Source organism: Ensifer sp. Root954 (assembly GCF_001429005.1).
Classification (GTDB): Bacteria; Pseudomonadota; Alphaproteobacteria; order Rhizobiales; family Rhizobiaceae; genus Ensifer; species Ensifer adhaerens.
Genome location: NZ_LMJM01000023.1, coordinates 75,430 through 87,836 on the forward strand (window position 1 = coordinate 75,430; position 12,407 = coordinate 87,836).

Genomic DNA, 12,407 nt, shown 5'->3' on the forward strand with positions numbered 1-12,407 from the left:
TCGGGAGGCCCTTTTTTGTTGCATTCGGCGATACGGCACAACTAACTTGCGAACCGTGGGCAAGGGTCGTGAATTGATCGCTGCTCCAACGGCAGTCTGGCGGGCGGGGGGCGCACCAGACGATTTGTGTTTGATCATGTGCTGTCGGAGCGCATTGCGGCGCGCCCGATGCACAAAGGATGGACGGAGGGGGCCCATCATGGTCGTGGCTGAAGCGACGTCGTTTCAAGCAGCGCCGACACGCGACGTGTCGATCGATTTTCACCGTTTCTCGTTCATGGGGAGCGGCAAGGAATATTTCGGCATCTGGATCGTCAACGTGTTTTTGACGATCGTCACGCTTGGCATTTATTCCGCCTGGGCAAAGGTCCGGCGCAACCGATACTTCTACGGAAACACGGTTCTGCTCGGCCGTACCTTCGAGTACCATGCCAAGGGCAAGCAGATCCTGATCGGGCGAGTGATCGTTTTCGGCTATCTGATCCTCTACAATCTTCTGCTGACATTCGTTCCGATCGTCGGCATCGCGCTATTGTTGCTTTCGCTCTTCTTCGTTCCCTGGCTGGCCGCACGCGGGTTGCGCTTCAGCGCGCGGGTGACGAGCTATCGAAACGTCCGCTTCGACTTCGTCGGCACGATGGGCGGCGCCTTCAAGGCGTTCATTCTGGGCGGGTTCCTTTCCATTATCACCTTGGGCCTACTGACGCCGCTCGCGAGCCGATGGGTTGGGCGCTACGTCGGATCGAACCTGCGCTTTGGCGGCAGGGCCTTTGAGACCAATCCTCCGTTCGGCCCGCTCTATCGCGGCATGTTCCTGGGCCTGGGGCTTGCGCTGGTTCTTGGCGTTGTTGTCTTCGCGATCTTGATGGGAACGCTTCGCGCATCGCCAAGTTTGCTCCAATCGCTGAACGATCCGAGGTGGGGATGGGTAGGCTTGGGCGCCGGATATGTGGCGTCAATGTCTTTCTACGCAGTCATCGCGTTGTTCTACAGTGCAGCCGTGCGCAACGCCGTTTGGGGAGCGACGGTTTTTGACGGAAAACATCGGTTCCTCAGCGGTCTTTCTCGGGGCCGCTACACGTGGATCGCCATATCGAACTTCGTCGTCACCATCCTGACGCTGGGCCTGCTGCGACCTTGGGCGGCCGTCCGCATGGCCCGTTACAAATGGACCCTGACGGGCGTAACCGTCTTTGGCGCGGTCGGAACGCTGATGAGCGAAATCGAAGCGGAAGCGTCGGCGGTTGGAGCGGAATTCATGGATTTCGAAGGGTTCGATTTTGGCTTCTAGCAGCATCGAGATCGCGCGTGGCGAATGGCATCCGGCCGGTTCCAGCCGGTCGGTGCCCTCGCGGCTGTTGGAAGAGGGGGGCAGCCTTAGGGCCGTAGACGATGCGAGCACCGAACTTGCCCGTGGCACCTTGGCAAGTGTCGATATTTCCGACCGCGTCGGAGCGATACCGCGTCGCGTCGAATTTGCAGACGGTTCGTTGTTCGAAACGCCGGACAACGAGGCAGTCGATCGTTTTCTGAAGCTGAATGGCAGGGTCAACCACATCCACGAATGGGAGCGCTTTCGTCCACGTCTCATCGCCGTCGTCGCAGCCACCTTGCTGTGCGGCGTTGCCATCTATCGCTATGCGGTTCCTGCGCTCGTCGAGGTCGCCGTCCTCGTGACCCCGCCGATCGTGCCGGAGATGATGTCGAGGGGCACGATGGAAACGATGGATCGGACACTGTTCGACAAGACGCAGCTGGCGATTGAGCGGCAGGAAAGGATCCGCGACGGCTTCAAGGCAATCGCCGCCCGATCAGACCGCGGCGAGGCCGGTTACACGCTCAATTTCCGCAAGGGCGGTGTGGTCGGACCAAATGCGTTTGCGCTTCCGGATGGCACGCTGGTCGTCACCGACGAGCTCATCGAACTTGCTGGGGACGATACCGAAATGATCGTTGGCGTGCTGGCGCACGAGATCGGCCATGTCGAGCTCGAACATAGTCTGCGGCAGATCTACCGTGCTGCCGGCGTTGCCGGCCTCATCATGATGATCGGCGGCGATATCGGTTCGGGCGTGGACGACGTCCTGGTGCAGGGCGCTGGTCTCTTGTCGCTTTCCTATTCGCGCGGCGCGGAAACTGCTGCCGACCGACACTCGGTCGAGCTGATGCAGAAGGCAGGGCGAGATCCGACGGCGGCCGCGCGCTTCTTCGACCTGCTTGAAAAGAAGCTAGACGATCACGGCGACACCAGCATTCTCTCAACGCATCCAGGGACGCCTGAGCGGCGCAAGGCGATCCTCGACTACGCCGCGGAGTTGCGCGCCAAGGCGCAATGAGCCTCCTTGAATTTCGCTTGTTGAAACGAAAACAGCGGGCCGATGGCCCGCTGTTCGCATTCAAGCAATTGCCTTGTTGATCAGTCCTGCGGACCGTCGTTGTAGCCGACCTTGTCGACCAGTTCCGAAGCCTTCTTGCGGTTTGCGGCGATGTCGGCGAGCGGCAGTTCGTCCGGCTTGATCGTGCCGAAGGACTTCACGACGTCAGACGGCTCGGCGCCCGGCAGAACCGGATATTCGAACACCTGCTCGGCGTAGATCTTCTGGGCTTCGCCCTCCGACAGGAATTCCATCAGCTTCAGCGCATTGTCCTTGTTCGGGGAATTCTTGGCGAGTGCCATGCCCGAAATGTTGACGTGCGTGCCGCGGTCCTTGGCGTTCGGGAAGAGTACCTTGATCGCCGCTGCCCAATCCTTCTGTTCCGGCTCCTTCTCGTTGGTCATCATCAGACCGACATAGTAGGTGTTGCCGAGTGCCAGGTCGCATTCGCCGGCCAGGATCGCCTTGGCCTGGTCGCGGTCGCCGCCGTCAGGCTTCTTGGCGAGGTTGTTCTTGAGGCCGGTCAGCCATTTCTCGGTCTCGGCTTCGCCATGGTGGGCGATCATCGAGGCGAAGAGGCCGATGTTATAGGAGTGCTGGCCGTCGCGGGTGCAGATCTTGCCTTTCCACTTGGGGTCGGCAAGCTCTTCATAGGTGATGTCGTCCTGGGCGACGCGCTCCTTGGATGCGTAGACGACGCGGCCGCGGGTGGTGAGGCCGAACCAGTTGCCCTCAGGATCGCGGAAATGCGCCGGGATATCCTTGTTGATCGTCTCGTTGACGACAGGCTGGGTTACGCCTGCATCCTTGGCTTCGGTCAGGCGGCTGATGTCGACGGTCAGGATCACGTCGGCCGGCGAGTTGGCGCCTTCGGCCTGGATGCGCTCGACGAGGCCCTTGTCGAGGAAGAGCACATTGGTGGTGATGCCGGTTTCCTTGGTGAAGGCGTCGAGCAGCGGCTTGATCAGGTCGGGCTGCCGGTACGAGTAGATATTGACTTCACCATCGGCCCAGGCGGCGCTCGTTGCCAGCAGGGTTGCCGTCAGGGACAGAACGCCCATCGCTGCTCTTGAAACGGACATCGCTTCCTCCATTTTCTTGTTTGAGCTAAGTTAACAAAATTCCTCATCTTTCTGACCGGAGCGCTGAAAACAGTCAATCAGGAAACCGTAAACGCTCAACAAGAAGTGACTTTTCTGGCTTTTTGGAATTGTTCCAAACTACGATCCGTCCTATATGATGAGTTCGTGAACCTCTCGATGCCGGAGTGAATGATGCGTCTGACGAAGCAAACGAACTACGCGGTTCGCATGTTGATGTACTGCGCCGCCAACGGGGAAAAGCTCAGCCGCATTCCCGAAATCGCCAGGGCTTATGGTGTTTCCGAGTTGTTTCTCTTCAAGATCTTGCAGCCGTTGACCAAGGCTGGCCTCGTTGAAACGGTGCGTGGCCGTAACGGCGGCGTGCGCCTGCCGAAGCCCGCTTCGGCGATCACGCTGTTCGACGTCGTCAAGGTGACGGAAGACAGTTTCGCGATGGCCGAATGCTTCGAGGCGGGCGAGATCGAATGCCCGCTCGTCGACAGTTGCGGCCTGAACTCGGCGCTCCGCAAGGCGCTGAACGCCTTCTTCGAAGTGCTGCAGGGCTACACGATTGACGACCTGGTCAAGGCGCGCCCGCAGATCAACTTCCTGCTCGGCCTGGAAGAAACCAAGCGTCCGCAGACCTCGGCGGCCTGATATCTCCGAGCAACGCCCGCGCAAATGGTGCGGCATGACCTGGCGGCTGAAGTGCCGCCGGGTGTTACTCTTGCGGTAGATATTCCCGCAATATGAAGTCGATCGCAGTGGGGTCGATTTCAGCCTTGTCGATGCGGAAATCGGCGCCGTAATCCTCCAGATTCTGAAAATAGGCATCGGCGAGCGATGCTGAGATTACCCCGATCGGGCCGATATAGCCCTGATGCCGGAGGGCCGGGACCGTCTCGCGGAAATCGAGCTGCGGCCGCAGACGGTTGTCGAGCAGGATCATCGATACGGGTTTGCCCGAGCGCAGGAATGCAAGCGCATCATCGATCGTCTGGCAGTAGTGCAGCTCGATGTCGATGCTGCTCACCTTGCGGATGAGCGCGCGCAGGATCAGGTTTTCTGCCGGGTCGTCGTCAACGAGCAGGATGTGTGCTTTTCGCGTCATGACCGAATACCCTTGCTGATGGCGGGCGTCCCGTTCGTTGGGCGTGGCGGTGCGAAACGCGGCCACGCATCGGCTGCTACTGGATGATCTGCTCTCGGATTGCCTTCGCCACCATCTGGGTGCGATTGACGACGTCGAGTTTCTTCAGGATCGTTGCGGTGTGTGAGTTCACCGTGTGCTCCGACACCGAAACGATGAGCGCAATCTCGCTTGCCGTCTTGCCATGCGAGATCCACTTGAGGATTTCGGTTTCGCGCGGCGTCAGTCCCATCCCGGCCTTGTTGGCAAGCGCGATGCGATAGAAATAGTCGAAGGCGGCGATCGCGTCATAGGCGAGCGCCACATGCTCGGCCCGGCCGATATCCTCCCCGTCTCCGAGAAAGAGCACGGCGTAGCGCGCGCCGGTGGAGGCTGCGTGCACCGGCGCGCTGACGAGCAGTTCGAAACCGAGCTGCACCAGCAGGTTCTGGCTGGCGTCGCAGCCGGGGTCGTCCGCCCGCCATACCGACGAGATCGCCGAGCGGTGCAGCGTCTTGTAAAACACGGAGTCGCCAAAGCGATGGCGCTTGTCGTATTCCTCCGCGAGCCCGGAGGGCAGGTCGTGCAATACTAGGCGGGTGGACAGCATGCAGGCGTCGTTCTCGTTGCCGAGCTGCAGAATGCCGAAATGGCTGAAGCCGTAGCGCAATGCCATGGTATGAAAAATGCGGAAGAAATCGACGCGGTTGAGCGCCTTCTCTAGCTCGTCGCGAAGGTCGTATCGCCTGTGATTTTCCAGCAAAGCCGCCACGGACTGGCTATCCCCTTATCGTCGTGCGGCAGTTTATCCCGCGAGCCGCAGCGATCAATCGGCAAAGTGCGTTGCCGGTATTGCCGACAGGCAGGGTCATGCGCGTCCCTCGGCAAGCCCACCGAGCGACTGAAAGCTGTAAAAGGCGGCTGCCGGTCCCTCCCAAGGACGTCTGGGCACGTCGAGTATCTCCCCCGAGTTTTGTATACATTTTATTGCACAATCCCGTTCGGGATTTCTACCATAGTATCTTGGGATTGACGAAAACCTGTCGAGGCCGAATCGCGTGTTCGTGCGGCCAATGATCACGGCATTCTCGGTAGGGGTATTCACCCGGAACCAAGGTGGCTTCCCCGGTGTGGCATCGCGCCGCCCAAGGGGCTGGCGGGGGAGGCTGCAGACCCTGTGGAAGCGGCCGGAACGTCGTGGATTTTAGGTGCCGCGGTGTACTGTTTTGTCAGGCGATTCTAAAACAGTGGACGAATATCCCGGCTCTACCTGCGGACGAATTTTTCGCATAGACAAATTTCTGCGGCGACTTATTGCAATGCGACGCCAAATGTCGTTCCATCCGGCCTTGACCGGGGGCAACGGCATTCCGCGTCAGGAAAACACGAGAACAAAAACAAATCTGGGAAGCAAAGCTCATGAAAAAGCTCACTACTCTGTTTGCAGCGACGGCGCTTGCCACGCTGATGGCCGGCTCCGCCTGGTCGAAGACGTTCGTTTATTGCTCGGAAGGTTCGCCAGAGGGTTTTGACCCGGGCCTGTACACCGCCGGCACGACCTTCGACGCGGCTGCGCACACGGTTTACAACCGCCTGCTCGAGTTCAAGAAGGGCACGACCGAAGTTGAGCCGGGCCTCGCCGAAAGCTGGACGATCTCCGACGACGGCCTGGTCTACACCTTCAAGCTGCGTCCGGGCGTCAAGTTCCAGACCACCGAATTCTTTACGCCGTCGCGTGATTTCACTGCCGACGACGTGGTGTTCTCCTACGAGCGCCAGCTGAAGGCTGACAATCCGTGGAACAAGTACATTGCTGGCGCTTCGTGGGAATACGCAGCCGGCATGGGCTTCCCGGAAGTCATCAAGTCGGTTGAGAAGGTCGACGACCTGACCGTCAAGTTCACCCTGACGCGCAAGGAAGCGCCGTTCCTCGCCAACATCGCGATGCCGTTTGCTTCGATCCTGTCGAAGGAATATGCCGACAAGCTGCAGGCTGACGGCAAGATGGAGCAGATGAACCAGATGCCGCTCGGCACCGGTCCGTTCGCTTTTGTCGCCTACCAGCAGGATGCCGTCATCCGCTACAAGGCAAACCCGGACTATTGGGGTGGCAAGCAGAAGATCGACGACCTCGTCTTCGCGATCACGTCTGACGCTTCGGTTCGCTTCCAGAAGCTCCAGGCTGGCGAATGCCACCTGATGCCGTTCCCGAATGCTGCCGACGTTTCGAAGATGAAGGCAGACCCGAACCTGAAGGTCATGGAACAGGCCGGCCTCAACGTCTCCTACCTCGCCTACAACACGACCCAGGCTCCGTTTGACAAGCCGGAAGTCCGCAAGGCGCTGAACAAGGCGATCAACAAGCAGGCGATCGTCGATGCCGTCTTCCAGGGTGCTGCCCAGCCGGCCGTCAACCCGATCCCGCCGACGATGTGGTCGTACAACGACAAGATCGAAGACGACACCTACGAGCCCGAAGTCGCCAAGAAGATGCTTGAAGACGCAGGCGTCAAGGACCTGTCGATGAAGCTCTGGGCAATGCCGGTTTCGCGTCCGTACATGCTGAACGCCCGTCGCGCAGCTGAACTGATGCAGTCGGACTTCGCCAAGATCGGCGTCAAGGTCGAGATCGTCTCCTACGAATGGGCCGAATACCTCGACAAGTCCAAGGCCAAGGATCGTGACGGTGCCGTCATCCTCGGCTGGACCGGCGACAACGGCGACCCGGACAACTTCCTCGACACGCTTCTCGGCTGCAACGCTGTCGGCGGCAACAACCGTGCACAGTGGTGCAACCAGGAATTCGATGCTCTCGTGAAGAAGGCGAAGGAAACCTCTGACCCCGCAGAGCGCACCAAGCTCTACGAAGAGGCGCAGGTCGTCTTCAAGCGCGAAGCGCCGTGGGCGACGATCGACCACTCGCTCTCGGTCGTGCCGATGCGCAAGAACGTCGAGGGCTTCGTTCAGAGCCCGCTTGGTGATTTTGCCTTCGACGGCGTGGACATCACCGAGTAATTTAGTTAACTGATCCTTAAGGGGGCGTTTGCCAAGGGCAAGCGCCCCTCTTTGCATCCACTATAGCGACCCTGAGTTCCGGCTGGAGCGCAAAAGGTCGCTGTGGCATTTCGACTTGCTGTATGCTTGGCCGTTAAGTGGGAAAGCATGCGGTGGTGCCAGCGGCGGGATACAATGCCGCGGCAACATGGCGCGGGGTTTAACATGTTCCGATTTCTCTTGGGGCGATTGGCTGTCCTGATACCGACCTTCGTCGGCGTCTCCATCATCGCCTTCTCCTTCATCCGCCTGCTTCCGGGCGATCCGGTTGCGCTGCTTTCGGGCGAGCGCGTCATGTCGCCGGAGCGACATGCGGAAATTTCACACGCACTCGGCTTCGACCGGCCGATCGTGGTGCAATACCTCGATTATCTCTGGGGCGTGCTCCAGGGTGATTTCGGCACCTCGATCGTTACCAAGAAGCCGGTCATCGATCAGTTCTTCGAACTGTTTCCGGCAACCGTCGAGCTTTCGCTCTGTGCGATCCTGTTTGCGGTCATTCTCGGCATTCCGGCTGGCGTGATTGCTGCGATCAAGCGCGGCTCGGCCGTCGACCAAGCGATGATGGGGACGGCGCTCGTCGGCTTCTCCATGCCGATCTTCTGGTGGGGCCTGCTGCTCATCATGCTCGTTTCCGGCATGCTGCAGTGGACGCCGGTCTCCGGCCGCATCTCGCTGATGTACTTCTTCCCGCCGGTAACCGGATTCATGCTGATCGACTCGCTCCTGTCCGGTCAGGCCGGCGCGTTCAAGTCGGCCGTCAGCCACCTGATCCTGCCGACGATCGTGCTTGGAACCATTCCGCTTGCGGTCATCGCGCGCCAGACGCGCTCGGCGATGCTTGAAGTTCTCTCCGAAGACTACGTGCGCACGGCACGGGCCAAGGGCCTTTCGACCTTCCGGGTCGTCGGCGTCCATGCGCTGCGCAATGCGATGATCCCGGTGGTCACCACCATCGGCCTGCAGGTGGGCGTCATGCTCGCCGGTGCGATCCTGACGGAAACGATCTTCTCCTGGCCGGGCATCGGCAAGTGGATGGTGGATTCGGTGTCGCGTCGCGACTACGCCGTCATCCAGGGCGGCCTGCTCGTCATCGCCGCGGTGATCATGCTGGTCAACCTCATCGTCGACCTGCTCTACGGTCTCATCAATCCGCGCATCCGGCACTAAGGAGGGCGTCATGTCTCAAGCTGCTGCAACAAGCACCGTTTCGACCGATCCGTCCCGCCGGGCGCGATTGGCCGAGTTCTGGTATTACTTCTCCGAGAACCGCGGCGCCGTGATCGGTCTCGTGTTCTTCGTGTTCCTCGTTCTGCTCGCGGTCTTCGCACCGTGGGTCGCACCGCACGATCCGGTGGCACAGTACCGCGATGCGGTGTTGGTACCGCCGGTATGGCAGGAGGGCGGCCGCGCCGGCTTCCTGCTCGGCACCGACGCCGTCGGCCGCGACATGCTGTCCCGCCTGATCTACGGCACGCGCTTCTCGCTGTTCGTCGGTGTCATCGTCACGACCCTGTCGCTCGTCGGCGGTATCGCGCTTGGCGTCATCGCCGGCTACTTCCGTGGTTGGGTCGATACCGTCATCATGCGCGTGATGGACATCATCCTGGCCTTCCCGTCGCTGCTGCTCGCCCTCGTGCTGGTCGCCGTCCTCGGCCCGGGCCTCGTCAACGCCATGATCGCCATCGCGCTCGTCTTCCAGCCGCACTTCGTGCGCCTGACGCGTGCTGCCGTCATGAGCGAAAAGACCCGTGACTATGTCGTTGCCGCCAAGGTGGCCGGCGCCGGTCATGGCCGTCTGATGTTCAAGACGATCCTGCCGAACTGCATGGCGCCGCTGATCGTCCAGGCGACGCTCTCCTTCTCGAGCGCGATCCTTGACGCTGCCGCCCTCGGCTTCCTCGGCATGGGCGCACAGCCTCCGACACCGGAATGGGGCACGATGCTCGCCGAAGCCCGCGAGTTCATCAGCAGCCACTGGTGGGTGGTGACCCTTCCGGGTATCGCGATCCTGATCACGGTGCTGGCGATCAACCTTATGGGTGACGGCCTGCGCGATGCGCTCGATCCCAAGCTGAAGAGGTCCTGATCATGGCGCTTCTCGAAATCGAAAACCTGGTCGTCGAATTCCAGACGGCCTCCGGTCCCTTCCGCGCCGTTAACGGCGTGTCGATGAAGGTCCATGAAGGCGAAGTGCTTGCGATTGTTGGCGAGTCCGGCTCGGGTAAGTCCGTGTCGATGCTGGCCGCCATGGGGCTTCTGCCCTGGACGGCGAAAGTGACCGCCGACAAGCTCACCTTCAACGGCCGCGACCTGCTCGGAATGTCGGCAAACGAACGGCGCAAGATCGTCGGCAAGGATATTGCCATGATCTTCCAGGAGCCGATCGCCAGCCTCAACCCGTGCTTCACCGTCGGCTTCCAGATCGAGGAAGTGCTGCGCATCCACATGGGCCTCGACAAGGCCGGTCGCCGCAAGCGCGCGATCGAACTGTTCGAGGCGGTCGGCATTCCCGATCCGGCCGAGCGGCTCGGCCACTATCCGCACCAGATGTCGGGCGGCCAGTGCCAGCGTGTGATGATCGCGATCGCGATCGCCTGCAACCCGAAGCTCCTGATTGCCGACGAGCCGACCACCGCGCTCGACGTGACGATCCAGAAGCAGATCCTGGACCTCCTGATGAGGCTGCAGGCCGAGCACAAGATGGGCCTGATCATGATCACGCACAACATGGGCGTGGTCGCCGAGACTGCCGACCGGGTGGTCGTGCAGTACAAGGGCCGCAAGATGGAAGAGGCCGACGTGCTGACGCTCTTCGAAAACCCGAAGAGCAACTACACGCGCGCACTTCTGGCGGCGCTGCCTGACAACGCGACCGGCGATCGTCTGCCGACGATTTCCGAACTCTTCGTCGACGAAGGAGCGGCCCAATGAGCGTGATCCTCGAAGCGCGCAATCTGGTGCGCGACTACCATATCCCCGGCGGCCTCATCAAAAAGGCAAAGACGGTTCATGCGCTGAAAGGCGTGAGCTTTTCCGTCGAACAGGGCAAGACGCTGGCGATCGTTGGCGAAAGCGGCTGCGGCAAGTCCACGCTGGGCCGCATCCTCACCCTGATCGACCCGGCGACCTCCGGCGAACTGCTGATCGAGGGCAAGAAGATCGATATTTCCAAAGGCGACATGACGCCGGAGATGCGCCGCAAGGTGCAGATCGTCTTCCAGAACCCCTATGGCTCGCTCAACCCGCGCCAGAAGATCGGCGACATCCTGATGGAACCGCTGGTCATCAACACCGACACGCCGGCCGACGAACGTCGCGACCGGGCGATGACGATGCTGAAGAAGGTCGGCCTCACCGAGCTGCACTTCAACCGCTATCCGCACATGTTTTCGGGCGGCCAGCGCCAGCGTATCGCCATTGCGCGCGCGTTGATGCTGAACCCGAAGCTGCTGGTGCTCGACGAGCCGGTGTCGGCGCTCGACCTGTCGGTCCAGGCACAGGTGCTGAACCTGCTCGCCGACCTTCAGGACGAACTGAAGCTCACCTACGTCTTCATCAGCCACGACCTCTCTGTCGTGCGCTATATCGCTGATGATGTCATGGTGATGTATTTCGGCGAAGCGGTCGAATACGGCAGCCGCGACGAGGTCTTTGCCGACCCGAAGCACAGCTACACCAAGACGCTGTTTGCAGCGACGCCGCGTGCGGATGTCGAGAGCATCAAGGCGCGCCTTGCCAAGAAGAAGCAGGCGGCCTGATCCGCCGCTGCTGATTTTTGCTGAAGAAACAAGAGAAGCCGGGCAGCCAATGCCCGGCTTCTTTGACTTGGGGGCTTGATGGTGTAGAGGTGTCGCGCCGCCTTCACTTCTCGCCTCTTGGCGGCGGGCAGCCGCTTTTTGGCCGGACCGATCGTTCGGCCCAACCTCAGGAACACGTTCATGGAAATCAAGCGTTTCGAAACCGGCCCCCGTATGAGCCAGGCCGTGGTCTACAACAACACCGTCTACCTCGCCGGCCAGGTCGGCAACGCCGGTGACGATGTCGTGACGCAGACCAAGCAGGCGCTTGCCGAAGTCGACCGTCTTCTGGCGCTCGCCGGCACCGACAAGACCCGCATCCTCTCGGCCACCATCTGGCTCGCCGACATGGCAGACTTCCCGAAGATGAACTCGGTCTGGGACGCCTGGGCACCGCAGGGCCACACCCCGGCTCGCGCCACCGGCGAAGCCAAGCTCGCGACCCCGGAATACCTCGTCGAAGTCATCGTCGTCGCCGCTGCCGCCTAAGGCCTGCGCTACGGGATTTCCCGTCTTCTTATTCCTGCGCCGCCGGACTGCCGTCCGGCGGCGTTTTTCGTTCCCATTTCAGTTCCCTTGCGCGGAACCAAACGGCGCACCGGCACGTTAAGTGTCCAATCCGAAGAAGCAGGCCAAAACCGGCCGCCACGATTGGGAGGACTGTCTATGCTTTACTGGCTGCCCCGTGTCTGTGTCCTTCTCCTGGCGGGCGTCATGATCGGTTTCGGTCTTCTTCCCTACACCGCCGCAGGTGTCGCCCATACCTTGCTCGTCATCATCCTTGGGCTTGGCCTATTGTCGCTGACCCTGCATGTCTTCCCGCCGGAACACCATTGACCGTGCAAGATCATTCACGCGATGTGCCGCAAGCCGGGCCGGAGCAAAAGGCAGGGCGGCCTGATCTGTTGACCGGAAACGCGAACGAACCGCGCGCGGCCCTGACTGAAGGACGGCGAGGCATGATCGC

At 60.9% G+C, this 12,407-nt stretch carries 13 protein-coding genes; 10 read left to right on the plus strand and 3 right to left on the minus strand.

The annotated features are described in order from the left end of the window. Nucleotides 1-199 precede the first annotated feature (199 nt). Together ASE71_RS14435 and ASE71_RS14440 are read left to right on the plus strand one after the other, a co-directional pair. The gene (locus tag ASE71_RS14435) at nt 200-1,291 is read left to right on the plus strand and encodes a YjgN family protein (protein ID WP_060516481.1); all 1,092 of its coding nucleotides are present in this window, start codon (nt 200-202) and stop codon (nt 1,289-1,291) included. Next, nucleotides 1,281-2,336 carry a M48 family metallopeptidase gene (locus ASE71_RS14440; RefSeq protein WP_060516479.1) on the plus strand — a complete coding sequence of 352 codons (1,056 nt, stop codon included), beginning with the start codon at nt 1,281-1,283 and terminating at the stop codon, nt 2,334-2,336. Before ASE71_RS14435 ends, ASE71_RS14440 begins: the two co-directional genes overlap by 11 nt. A gap of 80 nt (nt 2,337-2,416) precedes the next feature. On the opposite strand, the gene ASE71_RS14445 is transcribed toward ASE71_RS14440, so the two are convergent. Beyond that, the gene (locus ASE71_RS14445) at nt 2,417-3,436 is read right to left on the minus strand and encodes a Fe(3+) ABC transporter substrate-binding protein (protein ID WP_370689548.1); all 1,020 of its coding nucleotides are present in this window, start codon (nt 3,434-3,436) and stop codon (nt 2,417-2,419) included. A 213-nt stretch (nt 3,437-3,649) separates the two neighbouring features. On the opposite strand from ASE71_RS14445, the gene rirA reads away from it, so the two are divergent. After that, nucleotides 3,650-4,114 carry an iron-responsive transcriptional regulator RirA gene (rirA, locus tag ASE71_RS14450; RefSeq protein ID WP_034801384.1) on the plus strand — a complete coding sequence of 155 codons (465 nt, stop codon included), beginning with the start codon at nt 3,650-3,652 and terminating at the stop codon, nt 4,112-4,114. A 64-nt stretch (nt 4,115-4,178) separates the two neighbouring features. Here rirA and ASE71_RS14455 read toward each other — a convergent pair whose 3' ends face one another. Next, entirely contained in the window at nt 4,179-4,634 is a 456-nt protein-coding gene (locus ASE71_RS14455) for a response regulator (RefSeq protein WP_089044704.1), read from the minus strand. 10 nt (nt 4,635-4,644) lie between these two features. After that, nucleotides 4,645-5,358 carry a helix-turn-helix transcriptional regulator gene (locus tag ASE71_RS14460; RefSeq protein WP_060516477.1) on the minus strand — a complete coding sequence of 238 codons (714 nt, stop codon included), beginning with the start codon at nt 5,356-5,358 and terminating at the stop codon, nt 4,645-4,647. Between the two features lie 647 nt (nt 5,359-6,005). On the opposite strand from ASE71_RS14460, the gene ASE71_RS14465 reads away from it, so the two are divergent. From ASE71_RS14465 to ASE71_RS36430, 7 genes are all read left to right on the plus strand, one after another. After that, on the plus strand, nt 6,006-7,601 hold the full coding sequence (locus ASE71_RS14465) for an ABC transporter substrate-binding protein (protein WP_034800843.1): 1,596 nt from the start codon (nt 6,006-6,008) through the stop codon (nt 7,599-7,601). 204 nt (nt 7,602-7,805) lie between these two features. Continuing rightward, nucleotides 7,806-8,810, plus strand: a complete 1,005-nt coding sequence (locus tag ASE71_RS14470) for an ABC transporter permease subunit (RefSeq protein ID WP_034800844.1) — start codon at nt 7,806-7,808, stop codon at nt 8,808-8,810. Between the two features lie 10 nt (nt 8,811-8,820). Continuing rightward, nucleotides 8,821-9,729 carry an ABC transporter permease subunit gene (locus tag ASE71_RS14475; RefSeq protein ID WP_034800846.1) on the plus strand — a complete coding sequence of 303 codons (909 nt, stop codon included), beginning with the start codon at nt 8,821-8,823 and terminating at the stop codon, nt 9,727-9,729. Between the two features lie 2 nt (nt 9,730-9,731). After that, complete coding sequence (locus tag ASE71_RS14480) at nt 9,732-10,574, plus strand: ABC transporter ATP-binding protein (RefSeq protein ID WP_082566271.1); 843 nt, start codon at nt 9,732-9,734, stop codon at nt 10,572-10,574. Next, nucleotides 10,571-11,401, plus strand: coding sequence for an ABC transporter ATP-binding protein (locus ASE71_RS14485; protein WP_034800847.1), 831 nt, complete (start codon nt 10,571-10,573; stop codon nt 11,399-11,401). The genes ASE71_RS14480 and ASE71_RS14485 overlap by 4 nt, the downstream gene beginning before the upstream one ends. Before the next feature lie 180 nt (nt 11,402-11,581). Continuing rightward, nucleotides 11,582-11,929, plus strand: coding sequence for a RidA family protein (locus ASE71_RS14490; RefSeq protein WP_060516475.1), 348 nt, complete (start codon nt 11,582-11,584; stop codon nt 11,927-11,929). A 177-nt stretch (nt 11,930-12,106) separates the two neighbouring features. Further along, the gene (locus ASE71_RS36430) at nt 12,107-12,277 is read left to right on the plus strand and encodes a hypothetical protein (RefSeq protein ID WP_089044705.1); all 171 of its coding nucleotides are present in this window, start codon (nt 12,107-12,109) and stop codon (nt 12,275-12,277) included. The last annotated feature ends 130 nt before the right edge of the window (nt 12,278-12,407 follow it).

Bases quoted from the DNA above. Each gene is read 5' to 3' on its own strand.
- ASE71_RS14485 (WP_034800847.1), top strand. From the start codon at position 10,571: ATGAGCGTGATCCTCGAAGCGCGCAATCTGGTGCGCGACTACCATATC.
- rirA (WP_034801384.1), top strand. From the start codon at position 3,650: ATGCGTCTGACGAAGCAAACGAACTACGCGGTTCGCATGTTGATGTAC.
- ASE71_RS14490 (WP_060516475.1), top strand. From the start codon at position 11,582: ATGGAAATCAAGCGTTTCGAAACCGGCCCCCGTATGAGCCAGGCCGTG.
- ASE71_RS14465 (WP_034800843.1), top strand. From the start codon at position 6,006: ATGAAAAAGCTCACTACTCTGTTTGCAGCGACGGCGCTTGCCACGCTG.
- ASE71_RS36430 (WP_089044705.1), top strand. From the start codon at position 12,107: ATGCTTTACTGGCTGCCCCGTGTCTGTGTCCTTCTCCTGGCGGGCGTC.
- ASE71_RS14480 (WP_082566271.1), top strand. From the start codon at position 9,732: ATGGCGCTTCTCGAAATCGAAAACCTGGTCGTCGAATTCCAGACGGCC.
- ASE71_RS14435 (WP_060516481.1), top strand. From the start codon at position 200: ATGGTCGTGGCTGAAGCGACGTCGTTTCAAGCAGCGCCGACACGCGAC.
- ASE71_RS14445 (WP_370689548.1), bottom strand. From the start codon at position 3,436: ATGGGCGTTCTGTCCCTGACGGCAACCCTGCTGGCAACGAGCGCCGCC.
- ASE71_RS14475 (WP_034800846.1), top strand. From the start codon at position 8,821: ATGTCTCAAGCTGCTGCAACAAGCACCGTTTCGACCGATCCGTCCCGC.
- ASE71_RS14470 (WP_034800844.1), top strand. From the start codon at position 7,806: ATGTTCCGATTTCTCTTGGGGCGATTGGCTGTCCTGATACCGACCTTC.